At 69.7% G+C, this 19,584-nt stretch carries 19 protein-coding genes; 9 read left to right on the forward strand and 10 right to left on the reverse strand.

The features are described from left to right. Positions 1 to 31 precede the first annotated feature (31 nt). The 3 genes from ACQPYS_RS02715 to ACQPYS_RS02725 all read right to left on the reverse strand — a co-directional run bounded on the left by ACQPYS_RS02715 (position 32) and on the right by ACQPYS_RS02725 (position 3,665). Positions 32 to 538 (reverse strand): DUF2771 domain-containing protein, encoded by a 507-nt coding sequence (locus tag ACQPYS_RS02715; protein WP_431941122.1) that lies wholly within the window; start codon positions 536 to 538, stop codon positions 32 to 34. Beyond that, complete coding sequence (locus ACQPYS_RS02720) at positions 535 to 2,244, reverse strand: MFS transporter (protein ID WP_433491603.1); 1,710 nt, start codon at positions 2,242 to 2,244, stop codon at positions 535 to 537. Before ACQPYS_RS02720 ends, ACQPYS_RS02715 begins: the two co-directional genes overlap by 4 nt. Positions 2,245 to 2,891: 647 nt before the next feature. Further along, on the reverse strand, positions 2,892 to 3,665 hold the full coding sequence (locus ACQPYS_RS02725) for a glutaminyl-peptide cyclotransferase (protein ID WP_063035512.1): 774 nt from the start codon (positions 3,663 to 3,665) through the stop codon (positions 2,892 to 2,894). Between the two features lie 17 nt (positions 3,666 to 3,682). Between ACQPYS_RS02725 and ACQPYS_RS02730 the strand changes: the two genes are divergently transcribed. Next, positions 3,683 to 4,954 carry a DUF3027 domain-containing protein gene (locus ACQPYS_RS02730; protein ID WP_433491604.1) on the forward strand — a complete coding sequence of 424 codons (1,272 nt, stop codon included), beginning with the start codon at positions 3,683 to 3,685 and terminating at the stop codon, positions 4,952 to 4,954. Positions 4,955 to 5,116: 162 nt separating this feature from the next. Beyond that, the gene (locus ACQPYS_RS02735) at positions 5,117 to 7,885 is read left to right on the forward strand and encodes a sacsin N-terminal ATP-binding-like domain-containing protein (protein ID WP_433492955.1); all 2,769 of its coding nucleotides are present in this window, start codon (positions 5,117 to 5,119) and stop codon (positions 7,883 to 7,885) included. Between the two features lie 5 nt (positions 7,886 to 7,890). Here the strand turns inward: ACQPYS_RS02735 and ACQPYS_RS02740 are convergent, their stop codons facing one another. Together ACQPYS_RS02740 and ACQPYS_RS02745 are read right to left on the reverse strand one after the other, a co-directional pair. Then, on the reverse strand, positions 7,891 to 8,517 hold the full coding sequence (locus ACQPYS_RS02740; protein WP_433491605.1) for a TetR/AcrR family transcriptional regulator: 627 nt from the start codon (positions 8,515 to 8,517) through the stop codon (positions 7,891 to 7,893). A 135-nt stretch (positions 8,518 to 8,652) separates the two neighbouring features. Beyond that, complete coding sequence (locus ACQPYS_RS02745; RefSeq protein WP_063035514.1) at positions 8,653 to 8,892, reverse strand: DUF2530 domain-containing protein; 240 nt, start codon at positions 8,890 to 8,892, stop codon at positions 8,653 to 8,655. 48 nt (positions 8,893 to 8,940) lie between these two features. Here ACQPYS_RS02745 and ACQPYS_RS02750 point away from each other — a divergent pair, with 48 nt between their 5' ends. After that, a complete protein-coding gene (locus ACQPYS_RS02750; RefSeq protein WP_063035515.1) occupies positions 8,941 to 9,390 on the forward strand; it encodes a MarR family winged helix-turn-helix transcriptional regulator in 450 nt (149 codons plus the stop codon). A gap of 76 nt (positions 9,391 to 9,466) precedes the next feature. Here ACQPYS_RS02750 and ACQPYS_RS02755 read toward each other — a convergent pair whose 3' ends face one another. Beyond that, positions 9,467 to 9,868 (reverse strand): YccF domain-containing protein, encoded by a 402-nt coding sequence (locus ACQPYS_RS02755; RefSeq protein WP_030522800.1) that lies wholly within the window; start codon positions 9,866 to 9,868, stop codon positions 9,467 to 9,469. Between the two features lie 78 nt (positions 9,869 to 9,946). On the opposite strand from ACQPYS_RS02755, the gene ACQPYS_RS02760 reads away from it, so the two are divergent. Together ACQPYS_RS02760 and ACQPYS_RS02765 are read left to right on the forward strand one after the other, a co-directional pair. Beyond that, positions 9,947 to 10,750 (forward strand): TrmH family RNA methyltransferase, encoded by an 804-nt coding sequence (locus tag ACQPYS_RS02760; RefSeq protein WP_157107162.1) that lies wholly within the window; start codon positions 9,947 to 9,949, stop codon positions 10,748 to 10,750. Next, positions 10,747 to 11,046 (forward strand): DUF2537 domain-containing protein, encoded by a 300-nt coding sequence (locus ACQPYS_RS02765; RefSeq protein WP_245664479.1) that lies wholly within the window; start codon positions 10,747 to 10,749, stop codon positions 11,044 to 11,046. Before ACQPYS_RS02760 ends, ACQPYS_RS02765 begins: the two co-directional genes overlap by 4 nt. Positions 11,047 to 11,057: 11 nt before the next feature. Here ACQPYS_RS02765 and ACQPYS_RS02770 read toward each other — a convergent pair whose 3' ends face one another. The 3 genes from ACQPYS_RS02770 to serC all read right to left on the reverse strand — a co-directional run bounded on the left by ACQPYS_RS02770 (position 11,058) and on the right by serC (position 14,741). Further along, complete coding sequence (locus tag ACQPYS_RS02770; RefSeq protein WP_433491606.1) at positions 11,058 to 11,840, reverse strand: DUF6928 family protein; 783 nt, start codon at positions 11,838 to 11,840, stop codon at positions 11,058 to 11,060. A gap of 173 nt (positions 11,841 to 12,013) precedes the next feature. Continuing rightward, a complete protein-coding gene (sepH, locus tag ACQPYS_RS02775) occupies positions 12,014 to 13,393 on the reverse strand; it encodes a septation protein SepH (RefSeq protein WP_431941127.1) in 1,380 nt (459 codons plus the stop codon). Positions 13,394 to 13,616: 223 nt separating this feature from the next. Continuing rightward, a complete protein-coding gene (gene serC, locus ACQPYS_RS02780) occupies positions 13,617 to 14,741 on the reverse strand; it encodes a phosphoserine transaminase (RefSeq protein WP_433491607.1) in 1,125 nt (374 codons plus the stop codon). 165 nt (positions 14,742 to 14,906) lie between these two features. Between serC and ACQPYS_RS02785 the strand changes: the two genes are divergently transcribed. Beyond that, positions 14,907 to 15,518, forward strand: coding sequence for a hypothetical protein (locus ACQPYS_RS02785; RefSeq protein ID WP_433491608.1), 612 nt, complete (start codon positions 14,907 to 14,909; stop codon positions 15,516 to 15,518). Positions 15,519 to 15,531: 13 nt separating this feature from the next. Here ACQPYS_RS02785 and ACQPYS_RS02790 read toward each other — a convergent pair whose 3' ends face one another. After that, a complete protein-coding gene (locus ACQPYS_RS02790) occupies positions 15,532 to 16,677 on the reverse strand; it encodes a citrate synthase 2 (RefSeq protein ID WP_433491609.1) in 1,146 nt (381 codons plus the stop codon). A 60-nt stretch (positions 16,678 to 16,737) separates the two neighbouring features. On the opposite strand from ACQPYS_RS02790, the gene pdxH reads away from it, so the two are divergent. From pdxH to ACQPYS_RS02805, 3 genes are all read left to right on the forward strand, one after another. Further along, positions 16,738 to 17,457 (forward strand): pyridoxamine 5'-phosphate oxidase, encoded by a 720-nt coding sequence (gene pdxH / locus ACQPYS_RS02795; protein WP_063035521.1) that lies wholly within the window; start codon positions 16,738 to 16,740, stop codon positions 17,455 to 17,457. 381 nt (positions 17,458 to 17,838) lie between these two features. After that, on the forward strand, positions 17,839 to 19,137 hold the full coding sequence (locus ACQPYS_RS02800; RefSeq protein WP_084480474.1) for a citrate synthase: 1,299 nt from the start codon (positions 17,839 to 17,841) through the stop codon (positions 19,135 to 19,137). 28 nt (positions 19,138 to 19,165) lie between these two features. After that, positions 19,166 to 19,525, forward strand: a complete 360-nt coding sequence (locus ACQPYS_RS02805) for an FKBP-type peptidyl-prolyl cis-trans isomerase (RefSeq protein ID WP_030522790.1) — start codon at positions 19,166 to 19,168, stop codon at positions 19,523 to 19,525. The last annotated feature ends 59 nt before the right edge of the window (positions 19,526 to 19,584 follow it).

Below are 19,584 nucleotides of genomic sequence, written 5' to 3' on the forward strand. Positions count from 1 at the left end.
GGCCGGATCATCCGGCCGGCCCACTGTCGTCTCAGTCCGTTTTGATCGACCACACCGCGTGTGGGATGGGGAATTCGTTGCCGGCCTCATCGATCGCGATGATCATCACCTGCAACTCCACACCGATCAGCTCCAGCCCCGGTTCCGGCCGGGAGGCAACGGTCAGGGCGCGAGTATTCGCCGGATGGTCCCGGTAGGAACTGGGCCGCTCGACGATCTCCCCGTTCTCGCGGGCGTACAGCGGCAGCAGTTCCCACGGGCTCTCCACGAGAGCGTCCGGCAGCGAGATCTGCAGGGGGTTACCGGCCGGCACGTCGAGATAGACGGTTTCGCCCTGCCGGCAGTCCTCCATCCGCACCGTGCAGTAGCGGAACGGCGGCACCGTCACCGTGGTGCCGTGCGCGTAGGCGGTGAGTTCCGGGTCCTTCGGCTCGACGTTCCGGGCCAGCAGCCAGACCACGCCGGCGGTCGCGGCCACCAGCACCAGGATCCCGGTCAGGGCCAGCGCGAGGGTCGTGCGGACTTTGTTCGTACTCACCGGGCGGCTTCTCCTCGTGGGGGGTCGTAGTGCGGGAATTCCTGCTCGGCGTGCAGCGGTCGGCGACCGCCGAGACCGGGCAGCAGACTGAACCCGCGGTAGCTCAGCACAGTCTGGACGAGGCCCCCGACCAGTACCGCACTGACCACCGCGAAACCCTTCCAGTAATCGGTCGGCAGCAGGACTCCGCCGGCGCCGCCGATCACCCAGCTGAGCTGCAGGACGGTTTCGGACCGGCCGAATCCGGAGGCGATCGACTCGGGCGGTAGATCGTCCTGGATGGCGGCATCGAGCGACACCTTGGCCAGGGCGCTCGCCCCGGCGGCGATCAAGGCGGCCACCGCCGCGCCGAACAGGTTGTCCATCACCACGGCGAGCACGGCGACGGCCGCGCAGCCGATGGTGCAGTTCACCACGATCAGCGAAGGCCGGCCGAGCCGGAGCCGGGCCCCGGCGGCGTTACCCGCGAAATTACCGACGGCGGCCGCCGCGCCGACCAGGCCGAGCATCGCGGCTTGCTGTACCGGCCGGTGTTCGGTCGCCTTGGCCACGAACGCGACGTAGAAGGTCAGGAATCCGGTGAGCACGCGGATACTGCCGTTACCCCACAGCCCGGTGACGACGGCGCGCCCCAGCGGCTGACGGCGTTTGCGGGCCGGTACCGGGTCGTCGGCGGCGGCGCCGTAGGTCTCGGTGTCCCCGGCGCGGGCGTGGTAGCCGAGCGTGGTCGGCACTTCCCCCTCGGTGATCTCCACCCAGCGCGGGATCTTCCAGCTCAGATAGGCCCCGCCGACGGCGATACCGGTGGCCAGGATCAACGCACCGGTCGAACCCGCGATCGCCGCGACGGCCGCGGCGACGCCGCCGGCACCCAGGGTGCCGCCGACCAGGCCGAATACGGTCAGCCGGGAGTTCGTGCGCACCAGATCGATATCGGGCGGCAGCACTCTGGGTGTCACCGCGCTCTTGAGCACCGCGAACGATTTGCTGAGCACCATCATGCACAGCGCCAGCGGGTACAGCACCCAGCTGTCGAAACTGAAGATCAGCACCACCGCCACGACCGCGCGCGCGGCGAACGAACTCGCCAGGGCCAGTCGCCGGCCGCGCTGCAAGCGGTCCAGCGCGGGCCCGATGAGCGGCGCGATGACCGCGAACGGGGCGATCGTGATCAGCAGATACAGCGCGACCTTCGTTTTACTCTCCGCGGTCGCACTGGCGAAGAACAGGGTGTTGGCGAGCGCGACCGCGATGGCGGCGTCCAGTGCGAAGTTCGCCATCGTGGCGTAGGTGAGCGCGGTCAATCCGGATTTGTCCGCGCCGTCGGCCTCGGCCGCCCGCCGGAAGGTGGCGATACCTTTCTCGGTGATCTCGCGGCCGCGCATCGCCGCCACCCGGGTGACGGTGAGTTTGCGGGGGACACGCCGGCCCTCGGCGTCGTAGTCCGTGGCGGCTTCCGCGCTCGGGTACTCCTTGGTCGCGGGCGGTTCCTCCGCACCGCCGGCATGCGCGGCGGTGCGCCTGTCGCGCACGCCGTTCGGTGCGGTGCGGTCCCACGCGTCGGCCCCGGGGCCCGGCCGGTCCGCGGGCTCGGAGCGGCCCGCGGTGGGTGGCGGGCGTCGTCCGGCGGCACCGGACCCACCCGGATCACGCTGGGCCCCGGGGTCGGCCGGGGAAGCCGAGCCCCCGGGGGTGCGGTGATCCATGGGTGGGCCCGGTCGGAAGCGCGAGGTCGACCCCGCATCGGCCGCCGGTCCGGCACCACCGGCCCGCGGAGCGGAGCTGCCCGCGACGGGAGCACCCGGGATCGGCCGTTCCCGCTCGCCGGCGGGCCGCCGGCTGTTCCCGGGCGGGAGCGGCGCGCCGTTCGGCTCCTCGGCCCGCCGGCCGGGGCCCGGTTCCGCAGTCCCCGGCCGCACCGGTGGATCGGGCGGTTCCGCCGACCCGCGTGACCCGCTCAGCGAGCCGAGTATGCGAGCGAAGCGACCCCCTCGCCCCGGCGCACGGTCCCCGGACTCCACCGGCGGGTTCCGGTGACCACTCTGCGCCGACCGGGACGAATGGTCGTCCGGCCGCGCGCCGGACCCGGCAGCGGGCAGCGGGCGGGTCGGCGGCGGGGTAGGACGACGGTTGCCGGGGTCGGGCTCCCGATTGCGGTGTGGCACGTTCGGCGGGGGGTAGCGGTCGAAACCTGGATGCCGCTGCGGTGGCGGAGACTCGCCGGCGGGCCACTGACCGCGATCGGAACCGGAGGGCTCGCGGGAAGTGGGCACATCATCAATTCTGGCCCACCGCGGCGCCCGGCAAACTCCGCCCTGCTCACAGCGGCCCGAAAGTGAGATGTGTCGCGCCGTCAGGCCGGCACGAAACGGACCTCGAACACCGTGGGCCAGTACTTTCCGGTGAGCAGGAAGCGGTCGGTGCCCGGAATCTGGGCGATTCCGTTGAGCACGTCGGTCTGCGCGCGTTCGGCGGGTGGCAGCAAACCGGCGGCATCGACGATCGCCAGGACACGCCCGGTTTCCGGATCGATCCGCAGAATTTCGTCGGTGGGCCAGGAGTTGGCGTAGACCGAACCGTCCTCGGCGCATTCGAGTTCGTTCAGGCGGGCGTCGGTGTGCGTGGTCAGTCGCACCGATCCGGTCCGCGCGAAGGACACCGGATCGCGGAACGTGAGCCCGGCCGATCCGTCGCTCATGACCAACTGCCCGTCGCGGGCGCACAGGCCCCAGCCCTCGCCCTCGTAGCGCACCTGACGTTTCTCGGCCAGCGTCCGCGGGTCGCGAGCGAAGGCGACCCCTTCTTTCCAGGTGAGCTGCCACAGCGTGTCGCCGGCCAGGGTGATCCCCTCGCCGAAGAAAGGCGGCGGGAGAGGGACGCGGGCGAGTTCGGCGCCGGTCGCGCGATCGGTTGTCCGCACCCCGGAGAACCCGACCATCCCGGTGCTCTCGTACAGCACCTCGCCGTCGATCTCCAGCCCCTGTGTGAACGCGCCCAGGTCGTGCCGATGGGTCGCCAGCACCTCGATGTCCAGGCGCGGTACCGCGTCGTCGGTGTTCCGGCAGGCGGCCGTGGCGAGCAGGCAGACCAGCACGGCACCGACCCAGGTTCGCCGAGTGCGCTTCATACGGCAAAATGTAGACCGTGAGCGCAGTATCTGTTTCGGACACCGAGGTGCGGACGATCCTGGCAGGGTCCGTCGACCTGGCTCGTAGTGCGCTCGTGGACCTGGAACCGACCGGGGTCGGAGCGCATCTGGGAGTCCGGGCCGAGGACGAATGTTCGGCGACGCACCGTTTCGAGGCCACACTGCCCGGCTACCACGGCTGGCAGTGGGCGGTGGTGGTGGCCGCCGCGCCCGGCACCGACCGGGTGACCGTGAGCGAGTCCGCGCTGCTGCCCGGCCCCGACGCGTTGATCGCGCCGGAGTTCGTGCCGTGGGACCAGCGCGTCCGGCCCGGCGACCTGGCGCCCGGCGACCTGCTGGCCCCGCCCGCCGACGACCCACGGCTGGTCCCCGGCTATACCGCTACCGGCGACCCCGAGGTCGACGAGACGGCCCCCGAGGTGGGTCTGGGCCGTAAACAGGTGCTCAGCCGGGAGGGCCGGGCCGAGGCGGCCGAACGCTGGTACGCCGAGTACGGCCCCGATACCGAGATGGCCAAGGCAGCACCCGGCTCCTGCGAGACCTGTGGTTTCTATATGCCGCTGGCCGGTGCGCTGCGCGCCTGTTTCGGCGTCTGCGCGAACGCCATGGGCGCCGACGGCCATGTGGTCCACATGGGCTACGGCTGCGGCGCGCATTCGGACACCCAGCTGCCGACGGGCGCCGGGTCACCGATCTATCAGGCCTACGACGACGCCGCCATCGAAGTGGTCGCCGTACCGCCGAAGTCGCCGGAGACCGGATCCGGGAGTGAGGCGGCCGCCGAGGCCGACGTCGCGGCGAACACGGTGGTGCCGGGACACGCGGTCGTGGCCGCTCCGCCGGTGAGCGGGCCGGGGCCGGAGGCGGCAGCACCCGAATCCCGGACCGCTACCGAGGCCGTGAGCCCGGCCGGTGACGACCCGGCCGCGCAGGCCACCGCCGGTCCGGTCGCCACGAGCGAACCCGGTCCGGCCGGCGATTCGAGTACCGAAGCAGCCGCGGAACCGATCACCGATTCGAGCACCGGACCGGCTGCCGAATCGGCCGCTGAGCCGGTTGTCGAGTCCGGCCCCCCACCGGCCGCCGAGGCCGCCGAACCGGTTGTCGATTCGGGCACCGAATCGGCGATGGAGTCCGGTTCCGAACCGGCCGTGGAACCGGAAACCGCCGCCACGGACCGGACCGGTGTACCGGCCGCCGGGCGGGAGACCGGCGAGCAGACCACGTCGGAGACCGGCGACTCGGCCCACGGACCGGTCGACCACTGACCAGCCGGCCGCTGCCCCGGCTGTGCACGGTAAGCCCGCTGCGCTCGGGCACGTACGCTGGCTCGCGTGAGTGAGACCGGTGCGGTGGGCAATACCTTCGGGCCCGTGGGAACAGATGCCGGAACCGCGGATCCCTTCGGCACCGCCGATCTGCGTGCCGCGGTGCTGGCTGCCTGGCGCGATTCCCCGACCCGGCTGCGCGAGGACGCCGCTACCGAGGCGGACCTGGTGCGCGCCGGTTACCGCGATCGCCTGCTGACGGAGTTGGCGCAGAACGCGGCGGACGCGGCGGTGAAAGCGGGGGTGCCGGGCCGGATCGCCGTACGGTGCACGGGCCGGACCCTCTCGATCGCCAATACCGGCGCGCCGCTGGATATCGCCGGAGTGCACGCGCTGACGGCCCTGCGGGCATCGGGGAAATCGGGGAGCGGCGGGGAGACCGGGCGATTCGGTGTCGGTTTCACCGCGGTGCTGACGGTTTCCGACGAACTGGAATTCCGCTCCACCAGTGGATCGCTGCGCTTCTCCCGGGAGTCGACCCGTGAGGCATTGCGCGCGTCCGGCATTTCGGCGCCGGGTGATGGGGACGTGCCGGCGCCGCCGGTGCTGCGCCTCGCGTGGCCGGTGGCCGCCGACCCGGCCGTCGGCGCGGAGACCGAGATCGTCCTGTCGCTGCGTGCCGGGATCGACCCGGTCGCATTGCTGGAGTCCATGCGGGCCGAGGCAGCGGACCTGCTGCTGGAGTTGCCGGCGCTGCGCGAGATCCGGATCGGCGAGGAGGTGGTGCGCGCCGAGACCCGTGATGCGCCGTTCGCCGGAGTGCGCGAGTTGCGGATCGGCGGTTCCGGGTCCGAACGGGTGTGGTGGGAGTTCCGGACCGCGCGGGCGCGCTGGCTACTGCCGTTACGCGACGGGGTCCCGGTGCCCGCCGCGCCCGACGTGCTGCGGGCACCGACCCGTTCGGACGAAGAGTTGTCCCTGCCCGCGGTACTCATCGCCGATATCCCGATGCAACCCGACCGGCGGCGCGTGCTGCCGGGCAATCATTCGGCCGAACTCGCCGCCGGGTACGCCGATTTCGCCCGCGCGCTGCCCCGGCGGCACCGGCTCGTGCTGGTCCCGGCTCCGGGATTCGCGCGCAGCGAGACCGACGGGCTCTTACGCGAGGCGATCCTGCGTGAGCTGCGGACCGGTAGCTGGCTACCGGTGGTCGCCGCGCCCGCGGATGCCGGACTCGACGAGTCCCCCCGGAACGGCGACGCGGACGACCGGGTGGCCGTACCCGCGCGGGCGAGCGTATTTCCCGATCTCACCCCCGAACTGGCCGAGTTGCTGGGTGGTGTGCTCGATCCACTGGTGGTCCCGGAACTGTCCGGCGCCCGCTACGCCGAGGCACTCGCGGCGCTGCAGGTGCACCGGCTCGGTCCGGCGCGGCTGGCGGAGCTGTCCGCCGGACTGGAACGGCCGCCGGCCTGGTGGTTCGCTCTCTACTCCGCACTGGAACCGTTCGTCACCGACCCGCTGGCAGTGGAGGAACTCGGCGCCCTGGCGGTGCCGCTCGCCGACGGACGGACGGTGACGGGACCGCGGACGGTGGTGCTGGACGACGAACTCAAGGCGTTGCCCGCGGCGGTTCCGGTGCACTGGGCGCGGCTGGTGCATCCGGACGCGTCGCATCCGCTGCTGGCGCGTCTCGGTGCGCAGCGGGCGCGGATCGCGGATCTGCTATCGGATCCCGCCCTACAGGCGGAATTGACCGAGCACCCCGACGATCCGGAGACCATCGAGGCGGTGCTCCGCTTGGCCGCGGCGGCCGATCCGGCCGAGTTGCCGGACTGGCTCGGCATGCTCGAACTTCCCGACAGTTCCGGTGGTGTGCGTCCGGCCGACGAACTACTGCTCCCCGATGCGCCCTTGATCGAAATTCTGGTCCCGGACTCGCCGTTCGGGGTCGTCGCGCGGGAGACGGTCGCCGAGTACGGTGCCGACGCGCTGCGGGCGATCGGTGTGGGATGGGATTTCGGGGTGGTCGCCGAAACCGACCCCACCGGTCCCGACCATCACCTCGACGACGAGGAGACCTGGTGGTCCGGGCTCGCCGAGGATCCCGCGGAACTGGTCGCCGTGCGTGATCTGGATCTGGTGGATGACGCGGCGTGGCCGGAGGCGCTGTGGCGGTTGCTCACCGCCGAACGGACCCGGCCGCTGCTCGGTGACCGGGACGGGTATACGGCGTGGTGGTTGCGCCACTATGCCCGGATCGACAGCATCGCGTTGGGTGGCTATCGGCATCCGGCGGATACCGAATTCGCCGGACTACTGCCGGAACTGCCGATCACCGGCCTGTCCGCGGCCGACCTCGACGCACTGCGCGGCTGCCTGGCCGACCCCGCGACCTTGGATCGCGATCTCGTCGAAGCGCTGCTGGCGGCGCTGGCCGACAGCGAGAAGACCCCCGCGCCCGAGGTGGTCGCGCTGGTCCATGCCCGGCTCGGCGCCGCGGTGCCGCGGCTGGAGCTCGGCACGCTCGACCCGCCCGATCGCGTCCGGGCCCTGTCCGGAGCGGTGATCGATGCCGGCGACGCCCTGGTGCTGGACCGGCCGTGGTTCGGTCTCGCGGTGCCTGCGGACCGGCTCGTGGCCGCCGATCCGGCGACCGCCGCCGACCTGGCGCTGCTGCTGGATCTGCCGTTGGTCTCCGAACAGGTCGACGCGGAGGTCGTCGGCCGGGGACACGAAACCGATTGGGCACGCGAGCCGCTGGGTGTGGTGCTGCGCCGGCTGTTCGATCTACCCGCGCAGGACGGGCCCCTGATCCTGCACGACGAACTGTGTATCCGGCTGACGGGCGCGGTTGATCGGACGGTCACCGTGCCGTGGTGGCGGGACGGTTCGGCCACCCATGTGCAGCGTCCGGGCCGGCCCGCCTGAGCAGGCTATTCCGCGTGCCCCGCCAGCGCCGCGGCGAGCAGATCGAGTTGAGTGCGTACGCTGTCGCTGTCGTTGTCGACCAGCCAGCGCAGGACGAGGCCGTCGATCACGCTGAGCGTGAAACGCGAGAGCTGGGCCACCGGAACGGTCCAGGTACTCCCCGTGGCATCGCGGGCGTGGTCGAGGATATCGGCGACGGTGGAATCGTTGAAGGCGTACTGTTCCCGGGCGATCGCCAGTTTCGCGGGGGTCTGTTCGCCCTCGCGCAGGGCGTAGGTGGTGGTCTCGTAGGTGAGCAGCTGACGTTCGGGGGTGGCTTCGATATTGAGCCACATGAGTTCCAGACCCGCGCGCAGCAGATCGCGTAGCGCCGTAGTACCACTGCCCGCTTCCTGCCAGACCGATTCGCCTGTGTCCACCGAATCGCGCAGTTCCATCGACAGCGCCTTGACCAGCTCGGTCATCAGCGCGTCTTTGTTCTCGAAGCAGTAGTGCACCACGCCTAGCGAGACACCCGCCGCCTGAGCGACATCGCGGGTGGTCACCCCCGCGACCCCCTTCTTCTCGGCAAGGCCGATCGCGGCCTCGATAAGGTGGGCCCGTCGTTCTTCGACGCTCAATCGAGAGGACACCTGAGCGAGTTTGGCCCGAGAGGCCCGAACAGTCAATTCCCGGCGAGCAGCATCGGATCACCGGGGTCCCGCTCGACTTCCGGCTGCCGCCTGGTCGATATCGCCGCCGCCGCCGGAAAGCGCGGCGCTTCGGCGTCACAACCCGGTCTGTGCTCCCTTGTCACCGCGCCGGGCACCGCGGCGCTGTATCGCGAAGATGATGTACCCGAGCAGTCCGACCGCCAAACCCATCAGGCATACCGGGCGAGCCGATTCCCACCGGGGCCCGCTGAGCCAGACCACCGCGGTCGCGACGGCGAACAGCGCGCACCCGAGGGCGAGGACCGGCCGGGGGTCGGTCAGCCAGGTGGGGAGCTGCGGGAGCTGCGGGGCCATTCGGTCAGCGTAACCGCTGTACGCACGCCGATCCGACGTGTGTCACGTATGGTTCACTTTGTGACTACCCACTCGGATGTGCGGGCGCTGGCCAGCGACCTCTCGCTGGCGGTGGTGCGCTTGACGCGGCATCTACGGGGGCGGCGGACGGAATCGCAGATATCGCTGACCCAGCTTTCGGTCCTGGCCACCCTCGGGAACGAGGGCGCGATGACGCCCGGGGCGCTGGCGGCCAAGGAACGGGTCCAGCCTCCCTCGATGACCCGGGTGATCGCCTCGCTCACCGATCTCGGTCTGGTGGAGCGCAACCCGCATCCGACCGACGGCCGGCAGATCATCGTCTCGCTCTCCACTGCCGGTCACTCGCTGCTCGCCGATGAACGCAGCGCCCGGGAGGCCTGGATGAGCGACCAACTCGCGGGTCTGGAACCCGATCAGCTCGAAGACCTGCAACGGGCGGTCACGATCATGAACCAGATCGTCGCCGATTCGGAGTGAACCGGTAGCGGCGTCCTACCGGGGCCCCTGAATCCGCCCGGGTCGGAGATCATCCGCGGCACCGTGCGCCGTGGCCTCAGCGCGCCGCGAACGGCCGGTCACTGTCGACGATTTCGCGGCCCAGCGGGAAAAGGGCGAGCGGGATCAGTTTGAGATTCGCCCAGGCGAACGGGATTCCGATGATGGTGCAGGCCAGGGCGATGCTGGTACCCAGATGGCCCAGGGCCAGCCACCAGCCGGCCACCACGAACCAGATGATATTGCCCAGCAGCGCCCCCGCGCCGGCGCCCGGCTTCTCGACCGTGGTGCGGCCGAACGGCCACAGCATGTAGACGCCGTTGCGCAGCGCGGCGACCCCGAACGGGATCGTGATGATGAGCACGAAGCAGATCAGGGCGGCCAGGAAATAGCCCAGCGCCATCCAGAACCCCGCGAGCACGAGCCACAGGATATTGAGCAGGAGCTGGATCGGCTTCATATCTCGAGCATGCCCTAAAGCGGCGCCGAGCGCACCCGCCACCGAACGCCGGTGGTGGGGGTTGGCAGGATGGGCGCCGTGGCCGTGGTTCTCGAGGTGAACAGTGTGGACGATCCGCGGGTGGACGATTTCCGCGACCTGAAGGCCGCCGACCGCAGACCCGATCGGCCCGGCGGGAAAGGTCTGGTCATCGCGGAGGGAACCGTGGTGGTCCGGCGGATGCTGGATTCGCCCTTCCGGCCACACGCGCTGCTCGGCGTGGACAAGCGGTGGCAGGAACTCGCGCCCGAACTCGCGGCGGTGGATGTGCCGTTCTACCGGGCCTCCGCGGAAGTGATGGCCGAGGTGGTCGGGTTCCATCTGAACAGGGGGGTGCTGGCGGTGGCGCACCGCCCGCCCGAACGCGATTTCGACGAGATCATCGCCGCTGCCACCACAGTGGCGGTGCTCGAAGGCGTGAACGACCACGAGAACCTGGGGTCGATGTTCCGTAATGCGGCCGGCCTCGGAGTAGACGCGATCCTGTTCGGCGATCGCTGCGCGGATCCGCTGTACCGTCGGTCCGTGCGGGTTTCCATGGGTCATGCGCTGCGGGTGCCGTTCGCCCGGGTACCGGAGTGGCCGGACGGGCTCGACCGGCTGCGGCGGCGAGGGTTCCAGGTGGCGGCCCTGACCCCGGACCCGGCGGCTCCGACGCTGGCCACCGCGCTCACCGGCGACCGGGTGGCGCTGCTGCTGGGCGCCGAGGGCCCCGGCCTGACCGAGGAGGCCATGGCCGCGGCGGATGTGCGGGCGCGGATACCGATGTCGGCGGGGACCGATTCGCTCAATGTGGCGACCGCGGCGGCGATGGCGTTCTACGAGCGGGTGCGGGCGTCGTGAACCCGGTGCTCGGAGGCTCCGGGGCCGGCCGGCGGCCTGATGAACCCACCCCGTGGGCGGCGGGTATCACGGTCGCGGTGCTGGTGGCCGCGCTGACCGCCGTCGGGGTCTTCGCCTTCGGGGCGGCGCTGGCCCGGGTGCACCCCGTGCTGTCGCTGGCGGTGAATCTGGTCGCGGTCGGTGGGGTGGCGCCCACCGTGTGGCGCTGGCGGGCGCGCCCGGTGACCCGCTGGGTGCTGGCCGGCGCGAGTAGCGGGGTGGCGCTGGCCTGGATCGGCCTGCTGTTCTCCGTGTGACCGGGACCGGTCTACTGATCGGCGCCCACGGTGGCTTCGTGCCCGCGCAGCCAGGACAGCAGGCCCTTTCGTTCGTGCGTGACCCGATTGTTCGGCTGCGGTGGTTCCGGCTCGTCGGGGCGATCGCCGCGGGGCCGCAACCGGAAACCACACACTCGGATGTCCTTGGGATCCACCGGGCGGGCGGCGTCGGCGTCGGCCGCGGTCTCCCTATCCGCGCTGGCCGTGGGGAAGTACCGGAAACCCAGCCATTCGTGATTGGCGGTATCGGCGAAACCGGGGGGATCGAACGGTAGGACCAGCGGATCGGGTAGCTCCCCGAGCCGCCACGCGATGGGATGTTCGCCCGCCCAGTGCGGTCGCTCCCAGATATGGGGCAGACCGTGGTCCTGCAGAATGTTGAGCCGGGTGGAACTGAACGCCCGGCGCAGTTCGCCACGCTCCCAGTGCGCGAACGCGCCCCAGCCGTATTCGAGGTCGAACGACACCAGATAGGTGTGCTCTTCGGCGAGCGGCCGCACCAGCAGCTCCGGGATGGCGGTCGGCTGCACCCGGGCGGCGTAGGAACTGCACAGCAGAGTGAGTCCGGGATAGCTGCCGATATAGACCTCGTCGGCTTCCGGGCCGTCGAGGTCGCCGAGGGGGACCGATTCGGTGGGCTCTACGTCCAGATCGGGATGCAGTTGCCGGGCCAGCGCGTACGCCGCGTCCGGATCGGGGTCGGGATCGGCGCGTAGCACCGCCGGCGGGTCGGGGGTATCGACGTACCACACGGACGAAACCTTGGACAGCATCGGTCCACCTCCGATAGCGCACGAAACCAGGTCGCGAACTCCTCGGCGCAACTGCTGTCGTCGTCCGGGCTGGCCCCGGAATCATCGGACCGCGTCGCCGTATACACCGAACTTACTCGCGCAAACGGATGATCCGGGCGGTTGCGCGGGGTAACACGCCGGTCCGTAGCCGGTCAGTGACCCGAACTGCGGACGCCGAGCAGTACGTCCTCCCAGGACGGCATGGGTGCCTTGCCGCGCTTGGTCCGGGGCGCCGGCTTCGTGGCTTTGGCGGAGGGTTTCTCGGCCGCCGGTTTCGCCTCGGCCGGTGCGGGATCCGGTGCTTCGGCGGCAGGTTCCTCGGCGGGGGCCTCGGGCATATCGGCTTCCGCGGGCGCGGTCTCTCCCACGGCCGGCGCGGCGGTTTCCGCCGTGGCCGTCCCGGCTTCCGGGGCGGGAGCCGGTTCGGCGGCGACCGGCGCGGGCTGCGGCGCCGCCACGGGGGCGGGCGCGGCCGCCAACGGAGCCGGTTCGGGCACGACGGCAGCCGGTGCCGGCTCGGGCTCCGGCGCAACGAGTTCGGGGGCGGCGGTTTCGACCGGAGTGGTCGGCGATTCGGCCGCCGGGGCGGGTGCCGCGGGCGGTGCGGGCGCGGGCCGCGGCACCGCGGGGCGCGCCGGTTCGGCGGGGACCGGATACGTTTCGGCCGGGGGCCGGTAGGTATCCGCGGGGGGACGGTAGGTCTCGGCGGGAGCACTCGCCGCCGGGGTGCCGGCGGGCAGCGCCGTGCCGCCGGGGCGGGGGCCACCGGGGGAGAGCGGGGTCGCGGCGGCGGGCAGCGGTGTCGTACCGCCGGCGGCCACGGCGCGCTGCTCGTAGTAGTCGTCGACGGCGGCTCGGGCGGGTTCACGCCGTGGCTCCGCCATCGCTTCGGCCGCGGCCGCCGGCTCGGCATCGACCGGCAGGATCGAGGCGAGACCACGCAGCGCGCGACCGAAATCCGGGTCGATCAGATCGGTGGCCGGATCGTCGAGTGGGGAAACGCTGCCACCGTGCGCATCCGGCTGATAGCGCCAGTGCGCGGCGATCTCCGAACGGCCGTTCTGCCACTGCAACTGGGCGACCCAGAAGCCCTTCTCGTCCTTCCAGGCATCCCATTCGGCATTGTCGAGGGTATGTCCGCGCGCGGTGAAAGCGGCTGTCACCACATCGATCAGGATCTCCACGGCCGGGCCGTCGGGTCGGATCGGATGCGCCTTCTGTGCGAGCTCGGCCGCGCGGGCCCGCTCCAACAGCACCGGGTAGGCGAACCGCTCCACCCGGCTCACCGGCATACCGGATTCCTGTGTCACCTGCTCGACCGACGCGCCGGCACGGATTCGAGCCTGGATATCGCGAGGACGCATAGTAGCTTCCATTTCGATCTCGATCTGGCCGAATCGGGCAAGGTCGCCGCGGGCGGCGGCACGAAGTTTGTCGTCGGCGGGAAGCCGGAATTTCTGACCACTTTCGGTGTCGACGCACACGATATGGGCGGAGTCGGGCGTCACCCCGATCACTCGAAGTTCACGCACCGTAACCTCCTTATCGCGTCGCTCGCGATACCGCCCACGTTCTGGAACAGTAGTGCACTTCTGGGATTCGTGTGGCAAGACACGCGGCATCGAAATGTACCCTGTGGCCGTCATCTACCGCTAATCTGCTCTATTCCCTTGTGTATCAACTCGATTCCCCAAGACGTCGGCGGGCCCGCCGCGCGACACGCGCGACGGGCCCGAACCCGCAGGTGATCTCGTCTCAGCCGAGATTTTCCACGACCCAGTCGATGCAGCGGGTCAGCTGCCCGACATCCTCGGGGTCGATCGCCGGGAACATCCCGACGCGCAATTGGTTGCGGCCCAATTTGCGGTACGGCTCGGTGTCGACGATGCCGTTGGCCCGCAGCGTCTTGGCCACCGCGGCGGCGTCCACCGAGTCCGCGAAATCGATGGTGCCCACCACCTGGGATCGGTGCGCCGGATCGGTGACGAATGGAGTGGCGAATTCACTGGCCTCGGCCCATGTGTACAGCCGCGACGAAGAATCCAGGGTGCGTTTCACCGCCCAGTCCAGGCCGCCGTTGCGATTGAGCCAATCGATCTGGTTGGCGAACAGCAGCAGGGTCGCCAGTGCCGGGGTGTTGTAGGTCTGGTCCTTGAGGCTGTTCTCGATAGCGATCGGCAGCGAGAGGAAATCCGGAGTCCAGCGCCCCGATTCCTTGATTTCGGCCACCCGCGCCAGCGCGGCCGGGCTCATGAGCGCGATCCACAGTCCACCGTCGGCGGCGAAACATTTCTGCGGGGCGAAGTAGTAGACGTCGGCGTCGGCGATGTTCACCGGCAGACCGCCCGCGCCGGAGGTGGCGTCGATGGCGACGAGCGCGTTCTCCGAACCCGCCGGTCGCTGCACCGGCACGGAGACACCGGTGGAGGTCTCGTTATGCGCCCAGCCGATCAGGTCGGCGGCGGGATCGGCGACCGGCTGCGGCGCGCTGCCCGGATCGGCGGAGACGACGATCGGGTCGCCGAGGAAGGGGTTCTTCTTGGTGACACTGGCGAACTTGGCGCTGAACTCGCCGTAGGTGAGATGCAGGGAACGCTCGCGGACCAGGCCGAACGCGGCGGCATCCCAGAACGCGGTGGTGCCGCCGTTACCGAGGACGACCTCGTAGCCCTCCGGGAGGGAGAACAGGTCCCGTAATCCGGAGCGGACCCGGGCCACCACATCTTTGACCGGTTTCTGCCGGTGGCTGGTGCCGAATACCGAAGCACCCACCTCCACCAGGGACTGCAGCTGCTCCGGGCGAACCTTGGACGGCCCGCAGCCGAAACGACCGTCGGCGGGCTTGAGGTCTTCGGGGATGGTCGGGAACGCACTGGTCATGGCGAACAGCGTAGCCGCGCCGTTGCTGTGCCGCGTACCACACTCCGGCTAACGTGAACGGGTATGAGCATGCGGTCGTCAAGGGGCGCTGCCGGGGGTGGAGCCGGTGACAGCCGGGCGCGCGGCCGGAGTGAGCTCCCGGGTTCACCCGGGCCGCTCATCCGGTTGCGCGACCTGCTCCCACGCCGCCTCCGGCGTCGCGGCGAAGCCCCCACCGGCCCCGATCGCCGGGATCTGCTGGCCACCGGAAGGGCGGGTTCGGCGACCGTGCTGGCGACCCGCACCCGCCGGACCGAACCCGGCTACACCTTCCGGGTCCGTGTGCGGCTGCCCGGGTTGCCGCCGTACGAGGCACAGGTACGCCAGCGGGTATCCGGCGCCGAACTGGACCGGATGCGACCGGGTGACCTGGTGTGCTGCCGGGTCGATCCCGAGGACCGCGACCGCATGGTGCTGTATCTCCCCGGTGATACCGACCCCGGCCGGGCCGGCCTGACCAAGATCCTCGCCGAGGGTCGCCGCGCCGAGGCCACGGTCTTGGCGGTGACCGCGGTGGATGCCGACTATTGCGGCTGCGACGACCCGGTCCTGCGCCTGGACCTCGAATTACGCGCCCGGGACGAACCCGGGCCCTGGCGCGTCCGGGTGGTCCAGTCGGTTCCCCTGGCCGCCATCGGCCTCCTGGACCTCGGCGCCAAACTGGAAGCGGCCTTCTTCGCGGTCGACGCGGGGGAATCGGTCGCCATCGACTGGGAGGCGGAACCCGAACGGAGGTAACGGCCCGGGCGGCCTACACCGTGTGGACCTCGCCCCATCCCGCGACGTCGTGCGGTTTCCGCGGGCCCGGGCCGGTGTAGATCGCGGCCGGGCGGACCAGCTTGCCCAGCTTCTTCTGCTCCATGATGTGTGCGCACCAGCCGGCGGTCCGGCCACAGGTGAACATGGCGGGCATCATATGCGCCGGGACCTCGGCGAAGTCGAGGATGACCGCGGCCCAGAATTCGACATTCGTTTCGATGGCGCGGTCGGGCCGGCGTTCGCGGAGTTCGGCCAGGGCCGCCTGTTCGAGGGCGGCGGCCACTTCGTAGCGCGGCGCGGCCAGGCGGGCGGCGGTATCGCGCAGGACCCGGGCGCGTGGATCCTGGGCCCGGTAGACCCGGTGACCGAAGCCCATCAGCTTCTCCTTGCGGTCCAGGATCCCTTTGACCAGCGCGCGGGCATCGCCCGTGCGTTCCACCTCTTCGATCATGGGCAGGACCCGGGCGGGGGCGCCGCCGTGCAGCGGCCCGGACATGGCGCCGATGGCTCCGGAGAGCGAGGCGGCCACATCGGCGCCGGTGGAGGCGATGACCCGGGCGGTGAAGGTGGAGGCGTTCATGCCGTGTTCGGCCGCCGAGACCCAGTAGGCGTCGATGGCTTCGGTATGACGTGGGTCGGGGTCGCCCTTCCAGCGGGTCATGAAGCGGTCGGTGACCGTGGTGCATTCATCGATGCGGCGCTGCGGTACCGCGGGCTGGTAGATACCGCGGGCCGATTGCGCCACATAGGACAGCGCCATGACCGAGGCGCGGGCCAGGTTCTCCCGGGCGGTGGCGTCGTCGATATCCAGCAGCGGCCGATAGCCCCAGATGGGCGCGAGCATCGCCAGGCCGGCCTGTACGTCGACGCGTACGTCACCGGTGTGTACCGGCAGCGGGAACGGTTCGGCCGGTGGGAGGCCGTGCCCGAATTCGCCGTCGACCAGCAGAGCCCAGACATCTCCGAAGGTGACCCGGTTGCCGACCAGGTCCTCGATATCCACGCCGCGGTAGCGCAGCGCGCCCCCGTCCTTGTCCGGTTCGGCGATCTCGGTGGTGAACGCGACCACCCCCTCCAGGCCGCTGACGAAATCGTCCGGCACCCCACCGGACCCCGATACCGCGGAATTGGTGGTCATACGCGACTCTCCTCTCAACAGAACTCTAGCGCCGAGCTACCCGGGAGTAACGTCTGGCCCATGGCCGATGTGGAGGAGACGGGTGCCGATCTCGGCGCGATGCGCGCCGAATACGGTGCGGCCCATTCCGGTTCGCGTAACTCGGAACTGTTGCTGGGTGTGCACGACACGGAATTGGACGAACTGTCGGTGGCCGGCGGCTGGGAGCCGCTTCTGCGGTTGTGGATAGAACAGGCGACCGTCGCCGGGATCGCCGAGCCCAATGCCATGGTGCTCGGGACGCTCACCGGGTCGGGGGCCGATGCCCGGCCGGTGACGCGCACGGTGCTCTGCAAGGGCCTGTCACCGGAGGGCGTCACCTTCTATACGAACTACGATTCCGCCAAGGGCGCCCAGCTCGCGGCGACGCCGTACGCCTCGGCGACTTTCCTGTGGCCGCAACTGGCCCGGCAGGCCCACGTCCGCGGCCGGGTGGACCGGGTTCCCGCCGAGGTGACCGAACGGTACTGGCGGTCGCGGCCGCGGGAATCCCAGCTCGGCGCGTGGGCCTCGCATCAGTCCGAACCCATCGGTTCTCGCGCGGAACTCGATGAACAGCTGGCACGGACCGCACGGCGTTTCGCCGCGGTCGCGGAGGTACCCGTACCGCCGCGCTGGGGCGGTTATCTGCTGAATCCCGACGAGGTGGAGTTCTGGCAGGGTCAGCGCGGGCGATTGCACAACCGGATCGTGGTCCGGATCGACGACGCCGGTATGTCGGTGCGGCGGCTCCAACCGTGACGGCGCGAACCGGCCGGTTATTCGGTCGCACGGCCGTGTTCAGGCCCGTTACGCCCCCTCCGGTGATGTTTCGCACGGTTTCATCGACAGACTTGTGGGTACGTTCTGTGGGCGGTGGCGAACGGCAGTTTCCGTGGATGTGGCACGGGCGCTGTCCACAACCGGCCGAGATCGGTTATCAGGGGTATTTTCCCCGGTCACAGCCATACCGACCGGCAGGTGAACCGCTGAATCCCACGCCCGTGCGGGCCGATTGTGAGATCGGCGCGCGGGTACCCTCCCCGCCGGTCCCACCAGAGCAAGGACTAGCGTCTACCGATAACGCACCGTGTGCCGACCGCATGCGATGCCGACGGTCTTGAGCCTGAGAGGGAACCTTCCGTGCCGGAGAATCACATAAATGACGCCAAACCGGTTCTCACCTACCCCGGTGGCGAATACCCGATGACGATCGCCGAGGCTTCCGAAGGAAACGACGGTATCGACCTCGGCAAGCTGCTGGCGAGTACGGGATATACAACCTATGACCCGGGTTTCGTCAACACCGCGTCGACCAAATCGGCCATCACCTATATCGATGGTGAACAGGGCATTCTGCGCTACCGCGGTTACCCGATCGAGCAGCTCGCGGACAATTCGACTTTCATCGAGGTCAGCTATCTGCTGATCTACGGCGAACTACCCACCCAGGATCAGCTCGAGGATTTCACCGACAAGATCCGCCGGCACACCCTGCTGCACGAAGATCTGAAGCGCTTCTTCGACGGCTTCCCCCGTAACGCGCACCCGATGCCCGTCCTCTCCTCGGCGGTCAACGCGCTCTCGGCCTACTACCAGGACTCGCTGGACCCCCGCGATCCCGAACAGGTCGAACTGTCCACCATTCGGCTGCTGGCCAAACTGCCCACCATCGCCGCGTACTCGTACAAGAAGTCGGTGGGCCAGCCGTTCCTCTACCCCGACAACTCGCTGTCGCTGGTGGAGAACTTCCTGCGGATGACCTTCGGTTTCCCGGCCGAGCCCTACCAGGTCGACCCGGAGATCGCCGCCGCCCTGGACATGCTGCTCATCCTGCACGCCGACCACGAGCAGAACTGTTCGACCTCCACGGTCCGGCTGGTCGGCTCCTCCGACGCCAACCTGTTCACCTCCGTATCCGGCGGTATCAACGCGCTGTGGGGTCCGCTGCACGGCGGCGCCAACCAGGCGGTGCTGGAAATGCTGGACGGTATCCTCGCCGCCGGTGGTGACGTCAAGGAATTCATCCGCAAGGTCAAGGACAAGGAAGACGGTGTGAAGCTGATGGGCTTCGGGCACCGGGTCTACCGCAACTACGACCCGCGCGCCACGATCGCCAAGAAGCACGCCGACACCATCCTGAGCAAGCTCGGCAGCGATCCGCTGTTCGATATCGCCCAGGCCCTCGAAGAGGCCGCGCTGACCGACGATTACTTCGTCGAACGCAAACTCTACCCGAACGTCGATTTCTACACCGGCGTCATCTACAAGGCCATGGGCTTCCCGACCCGCATGTTCACCGTGCTGTTCGCCATGGGCCGGCTTCCGGGCTGGATCGCGCACTGGCGGGAAATGCACAGCGAAGCCATCAAGATCGGCCGTCCGCGGCAGATCTACACCGGCTATGGTGCACGGGACTACACCGAAATCACCAACCGCTGAAGCGATTGAATCGAAGGGGATTCAAGGTATGAGCAAACCGGAGATCGAATTTCAGGCGGGCCCCCCGCCCACCGAACTGGTCATCAAGGACATCACCGTCGGCGAAGGCCCGGAAGCTGTGCCCGGCGGCACCGTCGAAGTGCACTACGTCGGCGTGGAATTCGATACCGGCGAGGAATTCGATTCGTCGTGGAACCGCGGCGAATCGATCACCTTCCCGCTGCGTGGTCTGATCCAGGGCTGGCAGGACGGAATTCCGGGCATGAAGGTCGGCGGTCGCCGTCAACTCACCATCCCGCCGGAACTGGCCTACGGCCGGGCCGGTGGGGGTCATCATCTGTCCGGAAAGACCCTGGTCTTCGTGATCGACCTGCTGGACGCCAAGTAGGTCCGTACGCGGGGGATATCCTCGGCAATACTTCTCGGCCCCGGAGCTGCGGCTCCGGG

Origin of the sequence: Nocardia grenadensis, assembly GCF_050942415.1 — a bacterium.
Taxonomy (GTDB): Bacteria; Actinomycetota; Actinomycetes; order Mycobacteriales; family Mycobacteriaceae; genus Nocardia; species Nocardia grenadensis.